The sequence below is a fragment of the Solwaraspora sp. WMMD937 genome (assembly GCF_029581175.1).
Taxonomy (GTDB): domain Bacteria; phylum Actinomycetota; class Actinomycetes; order Mycobacteriales; family Micromonosporaceae; genus Micromonospora_E.
The window spans coordinates 5,517,387-5,536,806 of the sequence record NZ_CP120738.1 but is presented as its reverse complement, the minus strand read 5'-3'; the positions used below and the strand labels follow the sequence as shown (position 1 = coordinate 5,536,806).

14 protein-coding genes and 1 pseudogene are annotated in these 19,420 nt (G+C 72.9%); 10 read left to right on the top strand and 5 right to left on the bottom strand.

The genetic code is table 11. The features are described 5' to 3' along the window. Position 1: 1 nt before the first annotated feature. The 3 genes from O7621_RS24390 to O7621_RS24380 form a co-directional block, all read right to left on the bottom strand. Positions 2-757, bottom strand: coding sequence for an ABC transporter permease (locus O7621_RS24390; RefSeq protein ID WP_282231409.1), 756 nt, complete (start codon positions 755-757; stop codon positions 2-4). Then, positions 754-1,494 carry an ABC transporter ATP-binding protein gene (locus O7621_RS24385; RefSeq protein WP_282231408.1) on the bottom strand — a complete coding sequence of 247 codons (741 nt, stop codon included), beginning with the start codon at positions 1,492-1,494 and terminating at the stop codon, positions 754-756. The genes O7621_RS24390 and O7621_RS24385 overlap by 4 nt, the downstream gene beginning before the upstream one ends. Positions 1,495-1,601: 107 nt before the next feature. Next, positions 1,602-2,822 carry a hypothetical protein gene (locus O7621_RS24380; RefSeq protein ID WP_282231407.1) on the bottom strand — a complete coding sequence of 407 codons (1,221 nt, stop codon included), beginning with the start codon at positions 2,820-2,822 and terminating at the stop codon, positions 1,602-1,604. 371 nt (positions 2,823-3,193) lie between these two features. Here O7621_RS24380 and hisI point away from each other — a divergent pair, with 371 nt between their 5' ends. From hisI to O7621_RS24365, 3 genes are read left to right on the top strand one after another with little or no spacing between them, the layout of a single operon-like run. Beyond that, on the top strand, positions 3,194-3,640 hold the full coding sequence (gene hisI / locus O7621_RS24375; protein WP_282231406.1) for a phosphoribosyl-AMP cyclohydrolase: 447 nt from the start codon (positions 3,194-3,196) through the stop codon (positions 3,638-3,640). Further along, entirely contained in the window at positions 3,637-5,193 is a 1,557-nt protein-coding gene (locus tag O7621_RS24370; RefSeq protein ID WP_282231405.1) for an anthranilate synthase component I, read from the top strand. The genes hisI and O7621_RS24370 overlap by 4 nt, the downstream gene beginning before the upstream one ends. Continuing rightward, the gene (locus tag O7621_RS24365) at positions 5,190-5,774 is read left to right on the top strand and encodes a Trp biosynthesis-associated membrane protein (protein WP_282231404.1); all 585 of its coding nucleotides are present in this window, start codon (positions 5,190-5,192) and stop codon (positions 5,772-5,774) included. The genes O7621_RS24370 and O7621_RS24365 overlap by 4 nt, the downstream gene beginning before the upstream one ends. A 55-nt stretch (positions 5,775-5,829) precedes the next feature. Here O7621_RS24365 and O7621_RS24360 read toward each other — a convergent pair. Then, a pseudogene (locus tag O7621_RS24360) lies at positions 5,830-6,057 on the bottom strand (hypothetical protein); the annotation flags it as partial. A 434-nt stretch (positions 6,058-6,491) separates the two neighbouring features. Between O7621_RS24360 and trpC the strand changes: the two are divergent. The 5 genes from trpC to O7621_RS24335 all read left to right on the top strand — a co-directional run bounded on the left by trpC (position 6,492) and on the right by O7621_RS24335 (position 12,012). Next, positions 6,492-7,295, top strand: coding sequence for an indole-3-glycerol phosphate synthase TrpC (gene trpC / locus O7621_RS24355; RefSeq protein WP_281555624.1), 804 nt, complete (start codon positions 6,492-6,494; stop codon positions 7,293-7,295). Further along, positions 7,292-8,590, top strand: a complete 1,299-nt coding sequence (gene trpB / locus O7621_RS24350; protein ID WP_282231403.1) for a tryptophan synthase subunit beta — start codon at positions 7,292-7,294, stop codon at positions 8,588-8,590. Before trpC ends, trpB begins: the two co-directional genes overlap by 4 nt. Next, on the top strand, positions 8,587-9,387 hold the full coding sequence (gene trpA, locus O7621_RS24345; RefSeq protein WP_278170147.1) for a tryptophan synthase subunit alpha: 801 nt from the start codon (positions 8,587-8,589) through the stop codon (positions 9,385-9,387). The genes trpB and trpA overlap by 4 nt, the downstream gene beginning before the upstream one ends. Positions 9,388-9,504: 117 nt before the next feature. Next, entirely contained in the window at positions 9,505-10,770 is a 1,266-nt protein-coding gene (gene lgt, locus O7621_RS24340) for a prolipoprotein diacylglyceryl transferase (RefSeq protein WP_282231402.1), read from the top strand. A gap of 45 nt (positions 10,771-10,815) precedes the next feature. After that, on the top strand, positions 10,816-12,012 hold the full coding sequence (locus tag O7621_RS24335) for an NAD(P)/FAD-dependent oxidoreductase (protein ID WP_282231401.1): 1,197 nt from the start codon (positions 10,816-10,818) through the stop codon (positions 12,010-12,012). Positions 12,013-12,061: 49 nt separating this feature from the next. Here the strand turns inward: O7621_RS24335 and O7621_RS24330 are convergent, their stop codons facing one another. Then, positions 12,062-13,057: a GNAT family N-acetyltransferase gene (locus O7621_RS24330; RefSeq protein WP_282231400.1), complete on the bottom strand. Its 996-nt coding sequence runs from the start codon at positions 13,055-13,057 to the stop codon at positions 12,062-12,064. Positions 13,058-13,203: 146 nt separating this feature from the next. Here O7621_RS24330 and gltB point away from each other — a divergent pair, with 146 nt between their 5' ends. Together gltB and O7621_RS24320 are read left to right on the top strand one after the other, a co-directional pair. Next, complete coding sequence (gltB, locus tag O7621_RS24325; protein ID WP_282231399.1) at positions 13,204-17,823, top strand: glutamate synthase large subunit; 4,620 nt, start codon at positions 13,204-13,206, stop codon at positions 17,821-17,823. Continuing rightward, positions 17,816-19,384: a glutamate synthase subunit beta gene (locus tag O7621_RS24320; RefSeq protein ID WP_282231398.1), complete on the top strand. Its 1,569-nt coding sequence runs from the start codon at positions 17,816-17,818 to the stop codon at positions 19,382-19,384. The genes gltB and O7621_RS24320 overlap by 8 nt, the downstream gene beginning before the upstream one ends. The last annotated feature ends 36 nt before the right edge of the window (positions 19,385-19,420 follow it).

Below are 19,420 nucleotides of genomic sequence, written 5' to 3'. Positions count from 1 at the left end.
TTCAGCCGCTGCGGCGGCGCAGCGTCGCGGCGGCGAGCACCAACGCGGCCACCACCGCCCCGGCGACCACGGTCAGGTCACGCCAGAGCGTCGCGGTCGGCTCCGGATGCGCCCCGACCTCGGTCAACGCCGACACGGCGTAGGACAGCGGCAGGACGTTGCTGACCGCCTCCAGCCAGCCGGCCATCTCGTCGCGCGCGACGAACAGGCCGCAGAGCAGCAGCTGGGGGATCACCACCACCGGCATGAACTGTACGGCCTGGAACTCGGTGCGGGCGAAGGCGCTGCACAGTAGGCCGAGCGCCACGCCGAGCAGGGCGTCGAGCACCGCGATCGCGATCACCAGCGCCGGGCTGCCGGCGGTGGACAGGTCGAACAGCCAGTACGCCACAGCGCTGGCCACGGTGGCCTGCACCGCCGCCGCGAGCCCGAACGCGAGGCCGTAGCCGAACAGTAGATCCAGCTTGCCCAGCGGCGTGGTGAGCAGTCGTTCCAGGGTGCCACTGGTGCGTTCGCGCAGCATCGCGATGCTGGTCACCAGAAACATGATCACGAACGGGAAGACGCCGAGCATGATCAGCGCGACCCGGTCGAACAGCGCCGGCTGCCCGCCGGTGGCCGGCTGGTCGCCGTACATGTAGTAGAGCAGGGTCAGCAGCAGCGCCGGTACGACGACCAGCAGCGCGACGGTACGCCGGTCGTGGCGCAGCTGGCGCAGCACGCGGCCGACCGTGGCGGCCAGAATCCTCGGGTTCACCGGTCCGCTCCTCGGCTCGGTGCGGTCGGCTGGCGGTCGCGGATCAGCCGCAGGAACGCTTCGTCCAGGTCGTCGGTGCCGGCGGCGGCGCGGACCGCCGCCGGGGTGTCGTCGGCTATCAACCGACCGTCGCGGATCAGCAACAGCCGGTCGCACCGGCCGGCCTCGTCCATCACATGGCTGGAGACCAGCAGGGTGGTGCCGGCGGCGGCGAGGGCGTGGAACCGGGCCCACAGCTCGGCCCGCAGCACCGGGTCCTGGCCGACGGTCGGCTCGTCGAGCACGACCAGTTCGGGGCGGCCGACCAGCGCGCAGGCCAGCGAGGCGCGACTGCGCTGTCCGCCGGACAGGTTGGCGACCAGCTGCCCGGCGGCGGCCGCCAGACCGACGTCCGCCACGGCCCGGTCGGCGTCGGCCGCCGGCAGGCCGTACAGCGCGGCGAAGTACCGAGCGTTCTCCCGAACGGTGAGGTCGGCGTAGACGCTGGGCGCCTGGGTCAGATACCCGACGGTACGCCGCAGCTGCGGTGCCCCGGCCGGCTGGCCGAACACCCGGACCTGTCCGGACCGGACGGTCTGCACGCCGACGACCGCCCGCATCAGGGTGCTCTTACCGCTGCCGCTCGGGCCGAGCAGGCCGGTGACGCTGGCACTGCCAACGGTGCACGAGATGCTGTGCAGCACGCGGCGCCGGCCGCGGTCGACCACGAGGTCGGTGACCTCGACGACAGGGTCCATGGCTGCCTCCGGATAACTCATCAGCTGCAGAACTCAACGATAGATGAATTATCTCGGCAGGTCGACCCGGGCGGGCGGGACGGAACGGACCGCCCCGCCCACAGCGGTCAGATCGCCAGCAGCCGGTCCAGGAACTCCCGGTACTGCCGCAACGCCATCCGCATCGACTCGGTGTCCGGCGTCTCGCTGTGCCGGTGCGGGTCAAGTTCGACCTGCTCGGCCAGCAGCCGCTCGGCCAGCGTACGGACGGTGTGCCCGACCAGCGACTGAGCCTGCGCCAGGGCGACCTCCGGTTCGTCGACGAACCGGGCCTTGATCTCGTGCCACTCGTCGCGTAGCTCGTCGGCGGCGTCCTCGGTCCAGATGGTGATCGGTGGCAGCGTCACGTCGCCCGGTCTCGCCGGCCGGGCCACTGCCGGCTGGTCGTCGCGCCCGGCCGCCGGCCCGGTCGTTTCCTCCGCTGTAGTCAGCATGGCAGCCCGCTCCTCGTCGTCCTCATCGTCGTCGAACTCGTCCTCGTCGTCCTCGTCCTCGTCGTCGTCGAAGTCGTCGTCGTCGGCGGCGGCGTAGAACAGATCACCGGCGTCGCCGTGCGCGGTGACGGTCTCCTCGTCCTCGTCCTCGTCCTCGTCCTCGGCCGGGTCGTCGTCCGTCTCGGCTGTCGGTCCCGACCGCTCGTCGTCATCCGGGTCCGCCGCCGCGGCGGTCGCCCGATCCGCCTCGTCCGTCCCATCCGGCTCGTCCGTCCCATCCAGCTCGACCGTCTTGTCCGGCTGGGCCGTCCCTTCGGGCTCGACCGTCTTGTCCGCCGGAACATCGGTGTCGGCCGGCTCGTCGGCCGCGCCGGCGGCCGGATCCCCGTCGCCGTTCCCGTCCTGGTCGTCGGCTGCGGCATCCTGCTCGACCGGCCCGGAATCCTCCCCAACCGGTTCGGCGTCGGTCTCCGCCCGTTGCTCGTCCGACTGGCCGTCGTCCGACTGGCCGGCTGCCGGTGTCGGTGCGACGCCCTGTGTCGGCGCCGTTGCGGCAGCCGGCGCGTCCCGATCGTCGTCAGCGGAGTCACCGGTTGGTTCGCCGGCCGGTTCGCCGGCCGCCTCGCCGTCGCCGCCGAGCAGTTGCGTGGCGATCGGCGGCAACGGGCTCGGGCCGGTGCGGTGGGCCGGCTTCGGCACGATCATCGGGATCTCCGTCGTCGCCTCGTTGATCGGATTGTCGTCGAGGGCGGGTCGGGGCGTCGGTACGGCAGTGCCGTGCACGGGACCCGGACCGGTGCCGGTCTCGTCCGGCTTCACCGGCCCGGCGTGTGCAGGGGTGGGGGTGGGCTGCATTGCTGATCCTCCGTCCGCTTCGGCGGGGCGACCGGTCCCGGGGTGACCGGAGCCGTCCGCACGGGCGTGGTGCTGGGTGGTGCGCCGACTCGCTGCGCCGGCCACGGCCGACAGGCCCGGCGGACACACATCACCGGCTCAGGCTTGGAACCTGAGCGGAAAGGTGCGATCGGCGGGCACCGGGGTCGGGTCCGCCGAGCAGTGGGTGTGCCCGCAAACCTGGACCGTGGCGGCGCACCGCCAAGGTACTCCTGATGCCGCACCGGCACAGCCCCCGAACCGTCGATTCCGGCCGGCCGCTGTCGGGCTCACGACACCGCATGCCGGACGCCGCGCCACGGCGGTCCGGGCGTACGGAACAATCGGGCACTGTGTCCGTACCAGATGAACCGGAAGCCGGCCCACCGACCACCGTCCGGCGGCCCACGCCCGGCGACCCGCCACGGCGCTCCGCGCTCGATCCGGCCGTCGCGGCCCGGCTGCGCCGATCCGCCGACGGGCTGATCGCCGCCGTCGTGCAGCGGCACGGCACCGGCGAGGTGCTGATGATGGCGTGGATGGACGACGAGGCACTGCACCGCACCCTCACCACCGGACGGGCCACCTACTGGTCGCGCAGCCGGCAGGAATACTGGGTCAAGGGCGCCACCTCCGGGCACCACCAGTACGTGCGGTCGGTGCGGCTGGACTGCGACGGCGACGCGGTGCTGGTCGCGGTCGAGCAAATCGGTGCCGCCTGCCACACCGGGGCCGGAAACTGTTTCTTCGACGAGCTGCCGGTGACCGGCACCATCACCGACCCCCAGGAGGATCGATGATCACCGGTACGGTCAGCCCGGACGAGCCGACCTTCCAGACCCTGGCCCGGCGGCGCCGGGTGGTGCCGGTGACCCGGCGGCTGCTGGCCGACGGAGAGACCCCGGTCGGGGTGTACCGCAAGCTCGCCGGCGGACCCGGCACCTTCCTGCTGGAGTCCGCCGAACAGGGCGCCGGGTCGGCGGGCACCGCCTGGTCGCGCTACTCGTTCATCGGGGTACGTAGCGCGGCGACGCTGACCGAGTCCGGTGGCGGTGCGCACTGGCTCGGTGATCCGCCCGACGGGGTGCCCACCGAAGGTGACCCGGTCCAGGTCCTGCGGGCGACCGTCGCCGCGTTGACCGGGCCGCCCCCGGACACCGACCCCGCCGGCGGCCTGCCGCCGCTGACCGGCGGCCTGGTCGGCTACCTCAGCTACGACTTCGTCCGCCGGCTGGAACGGATTCCCGAACACACCGAGGACGATCTGGCGCTGCCCGAGTTCGGGTTGCTGCTCGCCACCGACCTGGTGGTGCTCGACCATTTCGACGGTACGGCGATCCTGGTCGCCAACGCGGTCCTGCCGGCGGCGGCCGACCCGGTTACCGCGGCAGCCGCCTACCACCACGCGATCGGCCGGCTCGACGCGATGACCACCGCCCTGTCCCGGCCCAACCCACCGATGGTGTCGATGATGGACGCGCCCGGTGCGCCCGGGCCGGCGGCCCGTAGCCGCACCGCCGCGGGCGCGTACCCCAAGGCGGTGGAGGAGGCCAAGGAGGCGATCCGGGCCGGCGAGTGCTTCCAGATCGTGCTGGCCCAGCGATTCGAGCTGGACACCACCGCCGACCCGCTGGACGTCTACCGGGTGCTGCGGGCGACCAACCCCAGCCCGTACATGTACCTGCTGCGGTTCGACGACTTCGACGTGGTGGGCTCCTCACCGGAGGCGCACCTCAAGGTCACCGTCACCGCTGGCGGCACCCGCCGGGCGATGCTGCACCCGATCGCCGGCACCCGGCGGCGGGGTGCCACTCCGCAGGCCGACGCCGCCCTCGCCACCGAGCTGCTCAACGATCCGAAGGAGCGCGCTGAGCACGTGATGCTGGTCGACCTGGGCCGCAACGACCTTGGCCGGGTCTGTCGGCCGGGCACCGTCGAGGTGCCCGAGTTCGCCACCGTCGAGCGGTACAGCCACGTGATGCACATCGTGTCGACGGTGGTGGGCGAGCTGCGCGAGGACCGGACCGCGTTCGACGCGCTGGCGGCCACCTTTCCGGCCGGCACCCTGTCCGGCGCGCCGAAGGTCCGGGCGATGGAGATCATCGAGGAGCTGGAGCCGACCCGTCGGGGCCTGTACGGCGGCACCGTCGGCTACTTCGGGTTCGGCGGCGACCTGGACATGGCAATCGCGATCCGGACCGCGCTGATCCGTGCCGGCCGCGCCTTCGTGCAGGCCGGTGCGGGGATCGTGGCGGACTCGGACCCGGCCGCAGAGGAACGGGAGACGCAGAGCAAGGCGGCGGCGGTGCTGGTGGCGATCGCCGCCGCCGAGACGCTGCGTCCGGCCCGGTGACCGGCCCCGGCCTGTCGGCCGCACCGGGGCGGGCGTTGGCCGGCGCCGCCGTCACCTGTCTGGCCGGGGCCGGCCTGGTGCTGTACGCCGCCGGGCGGGACTGGGCGGTCGAGGTGACCGGGCGCCCGGCGCCACTGCCGGCCGTCGAGGTGGCCCGCACCGGTGCCGACGTGCTGCCGTGGCTGCCGGCGGTCGCTCTGGTCGGACTGGCCGGCACCGGCGCGGTGCTGGCCACCCGAGGGCTGGCCCGGCGGCTGGTCGGCGCGCTGCTCGCGGCCCTCGGCGTGGCGATGGCTGCCGGTGGGCTGACGGTGCTGCTCACTGGCGCAGGTCCGGCCGGTCCGACGACGGACAGCACCGTGTCGGCCCCGCAGTGGCCGGCGGCGACGGTGCTCGGTGCGGTGCTGCTCGCCGCCGGGGGGGCGGTCACCGCGCTGCGCTCCCGGCACTGGCCGGCGATGGGCGCCCGGTACGAGCGGAGCCGGTCCGGCGGCCGGTCTAGCCGGTCGACGCTGGACGCGTGGAACGCTCTGGACCGGGGCGAGGACCCGACCGACGACGACCCGGGCGCCGACCGGTGACGGTGGCGGCTTCAGCGATGGCGGTTGGCTCATCAGCGGCGTCGGATACCTCGACGGACCGGGCGGCGGCGAGCGTGGCCACCAGCCGGCGGATCTCGTCCCGCTGGTGGGCACGGGCCCGGTCGGCGCAGATCGCCTCCCAGGCATTGCCCTTGGCGGTACGTACCCGGTGATCGCCGATCACGGCGCGTTCCATGGTGTGCACGACCTCGGCGGCCAGCGAGACCACGGCCCGGGGGATGGCGATCAGGTCGACGTTGGCGTCCCGTGGTGTGCTGCTCATGGCGTCCCCCAGGTGGTTGCGCGGCCGGCGGCTACCGCCGACCAGTCTGCCCGAACCCCATGCTGACCGGAGGCTGTTTCACGGCGGTGACCCGCAGGTCAACTATCGCCCAACGGACCGGGCGGCACCCGTACCGCCGGTGTTGATCTGCACCACAGCGGAGCCGGCGCCGTCGACACGATATGATCAGCGTCGATGGGGTCCGGGGCTGCCGGGTGACCCGGCCCGCTGGGAGCCGTCGGCACGGTGGGTGATGCTCTTCTCACGAAAGATGGGCATTATGCCCCAGCCCAGATGGTGAGGCGCGCCATACCCCCGACTCCAGCTCACCTGCGCCGCCACCTAGCATCGGGCGCATGACACCCGGAGAGGGGAGTCCGTTGGTGACTGCTGACCAGGAGGACAGCGCCGGACCGTCGGCGCCGGCGCTCGGAGTGCTCGACGAGATCATCGCCGGCGTCCGAGCCGAGGTTCAACGCCGCGAAGGGCTGGTCCCGCTGAGCCGGATCCGTGAGCTCGCCGCCGCCGCGCCACCACCGATCGACGCCTGCGCAGCGCTGCGCAAGCCTGGGGTCGGGGTGATCGCCGAGGTCAAGCGGGCCTCGCCGTCCAAGGGCGCGCTGGCCGACATCCCGGACCCGGCCGACCTTGCCTCGGAGTACGCCGCCGGTGGCGCCCGCTGCATCAGCGTGCTGACCGAGCAGCGGTGGTTCGGCGGCTCACTGGACGACCTCACCGCCGTACGGGCCGCCGTCGACGTGCCGGTACTGCGCAAGGATTTCATCGTCTCCAGCTACCAGGTCCACGAGGCCCGCGCCCACGGCGCCGACCTGGTCCTGCTGATGGTGGTTGCGCTGGAGCAGAACGTGCTGGTCGGTCTGCTGGAGCGGATCGAGTCGCTGGGCATGACCGCGCTGGTCGAGGTGCACACCGAGGAGGAGGCCGACCGGGCCCTCGAAGCCGGCGCCCAGGTGATCGGGGTCAATGCCCGTGACCTGCGCACCCTGGAGGTGGACCGGTCGGTGTTCGAGCGGATCGCGCCAGGGCTGCCGAACAGCGTCGTCAAGATCGCCGAGTCTGGGGTGCGCGGGCCGCACGACCTCATCCGGTACGCGTCGGCCGGCGCCGACGCGGTCCTGGTCGGGGAGGGCCTGGTGACCCAGAAGAGCCCCCGGGACGCGGTCGCCGAGCTGGTCAACGCCGGCAACCATCCGGCGACGCCGAGGCCGGTCCGATGAGTGCCCCGAACGCCACCGGCGTCGACGCGCCCGGCGCCGGCGCGACCGGCGCCGGCGCGCCGCCCGCCGCGCTGCCCGACGACACCGGCCACTTCGGCCGCTACGGCGGTCGGTTCGTGCCCGAAGCGCTGATCGCCGCCCTCGACGAGCTGGACGTCGCGTACCGGCAGGCGATGGCCGACGACGGCTTCCGGGCCGACTTCGACCGACTGTTGCGCGACTACGCCGGCACCCCGTCGCTGCTCTACCGGGCAGAGCGGCTGTCCGCGCAGGTCGGCGCGACGGTGCTGCTCAAGCGGGAGGACCTCAACCACACCGGCGCGCACAAGGTGCGCAACGTGCTCGGCCAGGCGTTGCTGACCCGGCGGATGGGCAAGCCCCGGATCATCGCCGAGACCGGCGCCGGTCAGCACGGTGTGGCCAGTGCCACCGCCGCCGCCCTGCTGGACCTCGAATGCGTCGTCTACATGGGCGAGGTGGACACCGAACGGCAGGCGCTCAACGTGGCCCGGATGCGGATGCTCGGCGCCACCGTGGTGCCGGTGACCACCGGGTCGCGCACCCTCAAGGACGCGCTCAACGAGGCGCTGCGCGACTGGGTGGCCAGCGTCGACCACACCCACTACCTGATCGGCACCGCCGCCGGCCCGCACCCGTTCCCGGCGATGGTCCGCGACTTCGTGCGCGGCATCGGCGACGAGGCCCGCCAGCAGTGCCTGGACAGCCTCGGCGCGCTCCCTGACGCGGTCACCGCCTGCGTCGGCGGCGGCTCCAACGCGATCGGCATCTTCCACGCCTTCGTCGGCGACGACCAGGTCCGGCTGTACGGCTTCGAGGCCGGCGGCGACGGGGTGGCCACCGGCCGGCACGCGGCCAGCATCACCGGCGGTGCCGCCGGGGTGCTGCACGGTGCCCGTACCTACCTGCTGCAGGACGCCGACGGGCAGACCCTGGACTCGCACTCGATCTCGGCCGGGCTGGACTACCCGGCGGTCGGGCCGGAGCACGCCTGGTTGCACGACGCCGGCCGGGCCCGCTACCTGCCGGTCACCGACGCCGAGGCGATGTCGGCGTTCCAGCTGCTCTGCCGCACCGAGGGGATCATCCCGGCGATCGAGAGCGCACACGCGCTCGCCGGCACCCTGCGGATCATCCCGGAACTCACCGCCGAGCTGGGCCGCGAGCCGACCATCGTGGTCAACCTCTCCGGCCGCGGCGACAAGGACGTCCACACCGCCGGTGCCTACTTCGGCATCCTCGACGGGCAGGACCGACTCGACGGGCAGGACGGATGAGCATCTCGGTGGCGTTCGACAAGGCCCGGGCCGAGGGCCGCGCCGTGCTGGTCGGCTGTATGCCGGCCGGCTTCCCCAGCGTCGACGACAGCATCGTCGCGATGCGGGCGATGGTCGACGCCGGGGTCGACGTCATCGAGGTCGAGCTGCCCTACTCCGACCCGGTGATGGACGGCCCGGTGATCCAGCGGGCCAGCGACATCGCCCTGGCCGGCGGAGTCCGCACCGCCGACGCGCTGCGGATCATCGAGGCGGTCGCCGCGACCGGCGCGCCGGTGGTCACCATGACCTACTGGAACCCGATCGAGCGGTACGGCGTCGACGCCTTCGCCCGCGACCTGGCGGCGGCCGGCGGCACCGGGCTGATCACCCCGGACCTGATCCCGGACGAGGCGGACGAGTGGCTGGCCGCCTCGGACGCGTACGGCCTGGACCGGACCTTCCTCGTCTCGCCGTCGTCGACGGACGCCCGGCTGGCGATGACCGTGCGGCACTGCCGGGGTTTCGTCTACGCCACCGCGCTGATGGGTGTCACCGGGGCCCGCGAGCAGTCCTCCGGCGCGGCACCGACCCTGGTCGGCCGGCTGCGCCAGGTCACCGACCTGCCGGTCGGCGTCGGCCTCGGGGTGGGCAACGGAACCCAGGCCGCCGAGGTCGGTTCGTTCGCTGACGGGGTGATCGTCGGCAGCGCGTTGATCCGGTGCCTGCTGGACGCGGCCGATCTGCCCGCCGGGCTGGCCGCGCTGCGTTCGCTCAGCGGTGAACTCGCCGCCGGCGTACGTGCCGTGACCCGGTGAAGCGGGTTGGGCGACCCGGCAAAGCAGGGCACCGTGACCTGGTAGGCCGGCGACACGCCTGACGCCGGCCGGCCGGGGGTCCCGGGTTCGCGGGTCGCGACGGTAGCGTGTGCACCCGTGACACTCGCCGCGATCCCCAGCCCGGCCACCGCAGTCTGGCAACTTGGTCCAGTTCCCATCCGGGCGTACGCGCTCTGCATAGTCCTCGGCATCGTGGTGGCCAGCGCGGTCACCGAGTACCGGCTCCGCCAGCGCGGGGTCCGCCCGTGGGCGGTGCTGGACATCGCCATCTGGGCGGTGCCGTTCGGCATCCTCGGTGCCCGGCTCTATCACGTCGTCTCCTCACCCCAGGCGTACTTCGGCGCCAACGGCAACCCAATCGAAGCCTTCTACATCTGGCAGGGCGGTCTCGGTATCTGGGGCGCTGTCGCCGGTGGCGCGGTCGGCGCCTGGTTGGCCGGCCGGCAGCTGGGCATCCCGCTCAGCGTGATCGCCGACGCGCTCGCTCCCGGTCTGCCGCTCGCCCAGGCCGTCGGCCGGTTCGGCAACTGGTTCAACAACGAGCTGTACGGCGGCCCGACCACGTTGCCGTGGGGCCTGCAGGTGCACCAGATGGACCGCAGCAACCCCGGTCAGGCGCTGCGCGACCCGGAGGGAAACCCGGTGCTGGAGCCGGGGCTCTACCATCCGACGTTCCTGTACGAGGCGATCTGGAACGTCGGTGTCGCCGCGCTGGTGCTGCTCGCCGAACGCCGTTGGAAGCTCGGTGCCGGTCGGGCCTTCGCGGTGTACGTGGCGGGCTACACCGCCGGGCGGTTCTGGATCGAGATGATGCGTACCGACGAGGCCAACGAGATCCTCGGTGTCCGGCTGAACGTGTGGACCTCGGCGGTGGTCTTCCTGGCCGCGCTGGTCTATCTCGTCCGGGTACGCGGCCCGCAACAGTTCCTCGTCCCGTTGGACGCCGAGGGTCGGCCGCTGCCACCTGTCGGCGCGTCGACCCCGGCCGCCGGCGGTTCGACCGACGCCGGGTCGGGCACCGCCGAGCCGACCGAAAGCGGAGGGGCCGGGTCCGGGGCAACCGGTGGGGTGTCCCAGATCGACGTCTCGGGCAAGAGACCCACCGCCGAGTTGGCCGCCGGCTACCGGGTGGTCACCGAGGAACAGTTCCGGCGGTACGAGAGCACCGGTGAGCTGCCTGCCGAGACCGCCGCCGAAACCGACACGGGCAGCACCACCGACCCCGGCGCGGACGGTGCCGACGACGGTGCCGTCGAGAGCGACGCCGACGCCAAGACCGGCACCGAGACCGACGCCGACGTCGACGCCAGGACCGACGCCGAGACCGGAGCCGGCACCGGCACCGGTAAGACCGGAAGCTGACCGCCGGTCGGCGGGCGCCGACCGACCGGGGGAAGAAGGGGCGGGATGCGTACTGCGGTCGTGGTGGGGGCGGGTATCGGCGGTCTGGCGGTCGCCGGTGCCCTGGCCCGCACCGGTTGGCGGGTCACCCTGCTGGAACGTGAGGACCGGGTTCGGTCCGACGGCACCGCCCTGGTGCTCTGGCCCAACGGTGTTCGCGCGTTGCGGGCGTTGGGCCTCGGCGCCGGGCTGGAGGCGATTGCCACCCCGGTGTCGCACACCGGGGTACGCCGCCCCGACGGGCAGTGGCTGGTGCAGCCCCGGCCGCAGCCGGAGGACCGGGCCCCGGTGGTGGTGCACCGGGAGGATCTGCACGACGCGTTGATCGCCGGTCTCGGCGAGCAGGCCGAGATCCGCACCGGGGTGACCGTGAAGGGCCTGCGACCGGCGGTGGACCGACCGGCGGTGACCATCGGCCGGGGCGTCGTCGAGGCCGACCTGGTGGTGGCGGCGGACGGCGTGCACAGCGCGCTGCGCCCGGCGTTGGCCCCGGGCAGTTCGGTGGTCAGCTCCGGGTGCTCGGCCTGGCGGGCGGTGATTCCCTGGTACCGGGCGCCGCAGCTGGCCACCGGCCAGGTCGGCGGCGAGATCCTCGGCGCCGGCTACCGGTTCGTCTCGGCGTCGTTGGGTGAACGGGGTTCGGCCGGCGGCTCCAGCCGGGGCGGCATCTACTGGGTGGCGACCGCCGCCGGGGCCTCCCGCCCGGAGCCGCCGGCGACCCAGCTGACCCTGCTGCGCCGCTGGTTCGCCGGCTGGCCGGCCCCGGTGGGCGAGCTGCTCGCCGCTACCGAGCCGGCCGACCTGGTCCAGCAGGAGGTCCGCGAGCTGCGGCCGCTGCCCCCGGCGTACGGTTTCCCGGTCGGGCCGGGCGGTGTGGTGCTGCTCGGTGACGCGGCGCACGCGATGCCGCATCATCTCGGGCAGGGCGCGTGCCTGGCGTTCGAGGACGCGGCGACGCTGTGCGCCCTGGTTCGGGACACCGTGCCGGGGCCGGCGCTGGCCGCGGCGGTCGACTCGTACAGCCGGTTGCGCCGGCCGCGGGCGGTGGCGATGGTGCGTCAGACCCGGCGGATGGCGGCGGTGCTGTCGGCGCGGGGCCGGCTGGCGCTGCGGGCCCGGGACGCCACGCTCGGCACGATCAGCCCTCGGCTGATGGGCAGTGTGGCCGCTACCGCGGCGCAGTGGCAGCCGCCGCCGTCCTGACCGTGTTGCCCGCGGCGAGTGGGCTGGTCGCCTGCGGGGTGTGGGCCGGTCAGCCGCCGGGGTGGGCGGTGGGGTCGGCGATGCAGGAGGTGCCCACTCGGCGGAAGCCGAGTCGGTGGTAGAGCATCGCCACGTCGTCGTCGCCGGCGGCCAGGAAGATCAGGTCGACGCCGGTGGCGAGCGCGTGCCGGGCCAGCGCGGCGGTGACGGCCGATGCCAGGCCCTGGCGGCGGGCCGGTGCCACGGTGCCGACGCCGACGATCTCGGCGACGTCGTCGACCCGGTTGAGCGATCCGACGGCGGCCGGCTGCCCGCCAGCGGGCAGCTCAGCCGAGGGCAGCCCGGCCAGGGCGATGGTGTGGCTGCCGGCGGCGATCGCCGACCGTTCGTGGTCGACCAGGGCGTCCGGCAGGATCGGGTCGGCGGTCGCTGCCGGGGCGGTGGTGGCGAGCCTGCCGGGGGCCGGCGTGGGCTGCCCGGTCAGGTCCGGTGCACCGCCGCCGGGACCGCCATTGTCGACAGTGGGAAATGTCACTGTAACAATCTCGGGGGTGTCGGCGCCGACGGTCGGCAGTCCGGTGCCGGTACCGTCGGACGCGGCGAACGCGGCCCGGGCGATGGTGAACCAGGTGGTGAGATCGGCCGCGAAGTCGGATGAGTCCGGGTCGAGCAGCCGGACCGGCCGGTCGGCGAACCGGTCAACCGGGGGCAGAACGGCCGGGTCGAGCACCATCAGCGGTGCCTGCCGCACGCCGAGCCCGGCCGACCTGGCCACCGCCAGCAGGTCCGGGTTGATCTCGTGGATCCACTCGAAGGACTCGGGAAGGCCCAGTTCGCGCTGTCGGGCGCGTACGGTGGTGATGTCGGCGGCGGCCGGCGGTGCGGTCACGCCTACCCGGGGGCGGGCGTAGAACGGCCAACCCGCCTCCCCATTCCGCACGAAAAGTACATAGTCACCCAGCTCTTCGGGGTGGGCGGCAGCACGCGGTACGGCATCGCAGAACCGGTCCAGCCGGCCGAGGAGTTCGTTCTCCTGGTTGGCCACCTTGTGAGACTACACGTCCCATACAATGGACGTGTGATCAATTCGCACTGGTGATGTCCGGTGGCCCCTCACGTAGACTCAGAAAACTCTCCAGGGCCGACGTCGTCCCGAAACCTGTTCATGCGCGAGTGACGACAGGAGGCCCGGTGGTTCTTCCGTACCCGCAGGGACCGCACCCCTGCCCGCCGCAGGCATCCCAGCCGCCGGCGCAGGGTCTCTACGACCCCGCCCACGAGCACGACGCGTGTGGTGTCTCGTTCGTGGCGGACCTCAACGGCCGCCGCTCGCACGACGTGGTGGCCAAGGGCCTGGCCGCGCTGTGCCGGCTCGACCACCGTGGTGCGCGGGGTGCGGAGCAGAACACCGGTGACGGCGCCGGCATCATGATCCAGGTCCCGGACGAGTTCCTGCGGGCCGTCGTCGACTTCGACCTGCCGCCGGCCGGGCAGTACGCCACCGGCCTGGTGTTCCTGCCCGCTGATCCGGCCGACGAGGCCCGGGTCCGCCGGATCGTCGAGAAGTACGCCCTGGTCGAGGGTGCCGACGTGCTCGGCTGGCGGGACGTGCCGGTGCAGCCGGACGGGCTCGGCGAGACCGCCGACGCCGCCCGCCCCCGGATCGCGCAGCTCTTCCTGTCCGCGCAGCGGCTGACCGACTCGGCGGCCGGCCCGGCCGGCACCCCGTTGGCCGGGCTGGACCTGGACCGGGTGGCGTTCTGCGTCCGCAAGCAGGCCGAGCGGGAGAGCGCCGAGCGCGGCGTGACCGCCTACTTCCCGTCGCTGTCCGGCCGGACCATGGTCTACAAGGGCATGCTCACCCCCGACCAGCTGCCCGAGTTCTACCCCGACCTGCGCGACGAGCGGGTGGCCAGCGCGATCGCCCTGGTGCACTCGCGGTTCTCCACCAACACGTTCCCGTCCTGGCCGCTGTCGCACCCGTACCGGTTCATCGCGCACAACGGCGAGATCAACACGATCCGGGGCAACAAGAACTGGATGAACGCCCGCGAGGCGCTGCTCGCCACGCCGGACATCCCCGGCAACATCCGCCGGCTGTTCCCGGTCTGCACCCCGCAGGCGTCCGACTCGGCCAACTTCGACGAGGTTCTCGAACTGCTGCATCTGGCCGGCCGCAGCCTGCCGCACGCCGTCCTGATGATGATCCCGGAGGCATGGGAGAACGACCCCGGGATGGAGCCGGCGAAGCGTGACTTCTACCGCTTCCACGCCAGCCTGATGGAGCCGTGGGACGGTCCGGCCTCGGTCGCCTTCACCGACGGTGAGCTGGTCGGTGCGGTGCTGGACCGCAACGGGCTGCGGCCGGGCCGCTGGTGGCGCACCAGCGACGGCCTGGTGGTGCTGGGCAGCGAGGCCGGCGTGCTCGACCTCGACCCGGCGACCGTGGTCGCCAAGGGCCGGCTGCGGCCGGGCCGGATGTTCCTGGTCGACACCGCCGTCGGGCGCATCGTCGAAGACGAGGAGATCAAAGCCGAGCTGGCTGCCGCCCACCCGTACGGCGACTGGCTGCACGCCGGCCTGATCGACCTGCGGGACCTGCCGGAGCGGGACCACATCGTCTACGCGCACGACTCGGTGCAGCGCCGCCAGCAGACCTTCGGCTACACCGAGGAGGAGCTGAAGATCCTGATCGCGCCGATGGCCCGCAAGGGCATCGAGCCGATCGGGTCGATGGGCACCGACACCCCGATCTCGCCGCTGTCGACCCGGCCCCGGCTGCTGTTCGACTACTTCCACCAGCTCTTCGCCCAGGTCACCAACCCGCCGTTGGACGCCATCCGGGAGGAGATGGTGACCAGCCTGCAGTCGACCATCGGCCCGGAGGCCAACCTGCTCGACCCGGGTCCGGCGTCCTGTCGGCAGATCGTGCTGCCGTACCCGATCATCGACAACGACGAGCTGGCCAAGATCCTGTCCATCGACGAGGACGGCGACCTGCCCGGCTTCAAGGCGGTCCGGGTCTCCGGCCTGTATCCGCTGCGTGACGGCGCCGACGGGATCAAGGCCCGGCTCACCGAGATCTGCCGGCACGTGTCCGAGGCGATCGAGGACGGCGTACGGATCTTCGTCCTGTCGGACCGGGACTCGACCGTCGACCTGGCGCCGATCCCGTCGCTGCTGCTCACCGCCGCCGTGCACCAGCATCTGGTGCGTGAGCAGACCCGCACCCAGGTGGCGTTGCTCGTCGAGTCCGGCGACTGCCGCGAGGTGCACCACGCCGCCGTGCTGATCGGCTACGGCGCCGCCGCGGTCAACCCGTACCTGGCCTTCGAGTCGGTCGAGGACCTGATCGCCACCGGCGCGCTGGCCGGTATCACCTCCACCGAGGCGATCCGCAACTACGTCAAGGCGCTCGGCAAGGGCGTGCTCAAGATCATGTCGAAGATGGGCATCTCGACGGTCTCCTCGTACTGCGGGGCCCAGGTCTTCGAAGCGGTCGGCCTGGACCCCCGGCTGGTCGAGCGCTACTTCGCCGGCACCCCGGGCACCGTCGGCGGGGTCGGGCTGTCCGGCATCCACGCCGAGGTCGCCGCCCGGCACGACCGCGCGTACCCGTCGAACAGCGCCGAACGCTCGCACCGCCGCCTCGACGTCGGCGGCGAGTACCAGTGGCGGCGTGAAGGTGAACTGCACCTGTTCAACCCGGAGACGGTGTTCCTGCTGCAGCACGCCACCCGCTCCGGGCAGTACGACGTGTTCCGCCGCTACACCGCCACCGTCGACGGCCTGGCCGCCGAGGCCGGCTCGCTGCGTGGGCTGTTCACCCTGCGCGACGGGGTCCGCGAGCCGGTGCCGATCGACGAGGTCGAACCGGCCAGCGAGATCGTCAAGCGGTTCTCCACCGGCGCCATGAGCTACGGGTCGATCTCCGCCGAGTCGCACGAGACCCTCGCCATCGCGATGAACCGCCTCGGCGGGCGGTCCAACACCGGCGAGGGCGGCGAGGACGTCGACCGGCTCTACGACCCGACCCGCCGTTCGGCGGTCAAGCAGATCGCCTCCGGCCGGTTCGGCGTCACCAGCGAGTACCTGGTCAACGCCGACGACCTGCAGATCAAGATGGCGCAGGGGGCCAAGCCGGGTGAGGGCGGCCAGCTGCCCGGCAACAAGGTGTGGCCGTGGATCGCCAAGACCCGTCACGCCACCCCCGGCGTCGGGCTGATCTCTCCGCCGCCGCACCACGACATCTACTCGATCGAGGACCTCGCCCAGCTGGTGCACGACCTCAAGTGCGTCAACCCGGCCGCCCGGGTGCACGTCAAGCTGGTCAGCGAGATCGGCGTCGGCACTGTCGCCGCCGGCGTCGCCAAGCTCAAGGCCGACGTCATCCTGATCTCCGGGCACGACGGCGGCACCGGTGCGTCCCCGCTGAACTCGCTCAAGCACGCCGGCACCCCGTGGGAGCTGGGCCTGGCCGAGACCCAGCAGACGCTGCTGCTCAACAAGCTGCGTGACCGGGTCACCGTCCAGGTCGACGGCCAGCTCAAGACCGGCCGGGACGTGCTGATCGCGGCGCTGCTCGGCGCCGAGGAGTACGGCTTCGCCACCGCCCCGCTGATCGTCTCCGGCTGCGTGATGATGCGCGTCTGCCACCTGGACACCTGCCCGGTCGGCATCGCCACCCAGAACCCGGCGCTGCGGGAACGCTTCACCGGCAAGCCGGAGTTCGTGGAGAACTTCTTCCTGTTCCTCGCCGAGGAGGTCCGCGGCTACCTGGCCGAGCTGGGCTTCCGGTCGATCGACGAGGCGATCGGCCGGGCCGACCTGCTGGACACCACGCCGGCCGTGGAGCACTGGAAGGCCAGGGGCCTGGACCTGTCCGCGGTGCTGCACGTGCCGGCGCTGCCGGCCGGTGCCGCGCTGCGCGGCGTCCGCGCCCAGGACCACGGTCTGGACAGGGCCCTGGACAACGAGCTGATCACCCTGGCCGGACCGGCGTTGACCGAGCGGACCCCGGTGCGGGCGTCGGTGCCGGTCCGCAACGAGCACCGCAGCGTCGGCGCGATGCTCGGCGGCGAGGTGACCCGCCGGGTCGGCGGGGCCGGGCTGCCCGACGACACCATCGAGTTCACCCTGACCGGCACCGCCGGGCAGTCGTTCGGCGCGTTCCTACCGCGCGGGGTGACGCTGCGGCTGGTCGGCGACGCCAACGACTATGTCGGCAAGGGCCTGTCCGGCGGCCGGCTGATCGTCCGCCCGGACCCGGCGGCCCCGTTCGCCGCGCCCGGTGGCGCCGGCGCCGAGGAGCAGATCATCGCCGGCAACACCATCCTGTACGGGGCGACCGCCGGTGAGTTGTTCCTCCGCGGGCGGGTCGGCGAACGGTTCGCGGTGCGTAACTCCGGTGCGGTCACCGTCGTCGAGGGCGTCGGCGACCACGGCTGCGAGTACATGACCGGCGGTACGGTCGTCGTGCTCGGCCCGACCGGGCGCAACTTCGCCGCCGGCATGTCCGGCGGTACGGCGTACCTGTGGCGCCTCGACGAGAACCTGGTCAACCGGGAGCTGGTGGACCTGGAGCCGGTGGCCGCCGACGCCGAGCCGATGCTGCGTGAGCTGGTCGAGCGGCACTTCGCCGAGACCGACTCGGCGGTGGCTGAGGCGCTGCTCAAGCGCTGGCCGGAGGCGGTGGAGGAGTTCACCGTGGTGGTCCCGCGCGACTACCGACGGGTGCTGGAGACGATGAGGGCCGCCGAAGCCGCCGGCCGTGACGTGGATGAGGCCGTCATGGAGGTGGCTCGTGCCTGACCCGACCGGATTCCTGCGGATCGACCGGCGGCTGCCGCATCGCCGACCCGTGCCGGTGCGGATCATGGACTGGCGGGAGGTCTACCCGCCGGCCACCGACGAGCTGATCCGCGAGCAGGCGACCCGCTGCATGGACTGCGGCATTCCGTTCTGCCACGACGGCTGCCCGCTGGGCAACCGCATCCCGGACTGGAACGACCTGGTCCGTACCGGTGGCTGGGCGGCGGCGATCGAGTCGCTGCACGCCACCAACAACTTTCCGGAGTTCACCGGCCGGCTCTGCCCGGCGCCCTGTGAGGCGGCCTGCGTGCTGGGTATCGCCGGCGGCGCGCCGGTCACCATCAAGCAGGTCGAGGTGGAGATCATCAACCGGGCGGTCGGCGCCGGCCTGGTCACTCCGCATCCGGTGCCGGAGCCGTCCGGCCGGCGGGTCGCGGTGGTCGGCTCCGGTCCGGCCGGGCTGGCCGCCGCCCAGCAGCTGGCCCGCGCCGGGCACGCGGTCACCGTCTTCGAGCGTGACGACGCCATCGGCGGCCTGATGCGGTACGGCATCCCCGACTTCAAACTGGAGAAGGAGCACATCGACCTGCGGTTGGCCCAGTTGGCGGCCGAGGGCGTGCAGTTCCGCACCGGGGTGAACGTCGGCGTCGACGTGACCGCCGAGCAGCTGCGCGCCGATCACGACGCGGTGCTGCTGGCCTGCGGGGCGCTGGCCGGCCGGGACACCCCGGCGACGCCGGGCCGGGCGCTGCGCGGGGTGCATCTGGCGATGGAGCACCTGGTCGAGTCGAACCGTGTGGTGGCGGCCGCGGCGGCGCACGCCCGCACGGCCGAGGCGGCCGGGGTGGTGGCCGTCGAGCCGCCGTCCGACGCCGGGTCGTCGCACGTGGACGGCGTACCGGTGGACCGGCCGGCGATCGACGCGGCCGGCCGGCATGTGGTGATCATCGGCGGTGGTGACACCGCCGCCGACTGCCTCGGGGTGGCGCACCGGCAGGGTGCGGCCGGAGTGTACCAGCTGGACCTCTACCCGGAGCCGCCGAGCGCCCGCGACGAGGCCCGGGATCCGTGGCCGACCTGGCCGTGGGTGCTGCGCGAGTACCCGGCGCACGAGGAGGGCGGCGAGCGGGTCTTCGCCGTCGCGGTGCAGGAGTTCGTCGACGACGGCACCGGCGCGGTACGGGCGGTCCGCATCGCCGAGGTGACAGTGACCAAGCGTGACGGCGAGCGGATCCTGACCGTGGTGCCGGGCACCGAGCGGGAACTGCCGGCGGACCTGGTGCTGCTGGCGATCGGCTTCGAGGGCACCGAGCAGCAGCCGTTGCTGGAGCAGCTGCGGCTGGTCCGTAACCGGCGCGGGGCGATCGACTCCGACGGTGACTGGCAGACCGCCACCAAGGGGGTCTTCGTCGCCGGTGACATGCACCGGGGGGCGTCGTTGATCGTGTGGGCGATCGCCGAGGGACGAGCGGCGGCGGCCGCCATCCACTCGTACCTCGGTGGGGTGGGGGAGCTGCCGGCACCGGTGGTGCCGACGGCGCAGCCACTCGCCGCCCGCTGACCCGGCGCCCCCGTTGCTGGCACGGACGGTTACTCT

Excerpts from the sequence above, each read along its gene's own strand:
- O7621_RS24385 (WP_282231408.1), bottom strand. The coding sequence starts at position 1,494 with ATGGACCCTGTCGTCGAGGTCACCGACCTCGTGGTCGACCGCGGCCGG.
- O7621_RS24380 (WP_282231407.1), bottom strand. The coding sequence starts at position 2,822 with ATGCAGCCCACCCCCACCCCTGCACACGCCGGGCCGGTGAAGCCGGAC.
- O7621_RS24370 (WP_282231405.1), top strand. The coding sequence starts at position 3,637 with ATGATCACCGGTACGGTCAGCCCGGACGAGCCGACCTTCCAGACCCTG.
- trpB (WP_282231403.1), top strand. The coding sequence starts at position 7,292 with ATGAGTGCCCCGAACGCCACCGGCGTCGACGCGCCCGGCGCCGGCGCG.
- trpA (WP_278170147.1), top strand. The coding sequence starts at position 8,587 with ATGAGCATCTCGGTGGCGTTCGACAAGGCCCGGGCCGAGGGCCGCGCC.
- O7621_RS24335 (WP_282231401.1), top strand. The coding sequence starts at position 10,816 with ATGCGTACTGCGGTCGTGGTGGGGGCGGGTATCGGCGGTCTGGCGGTC.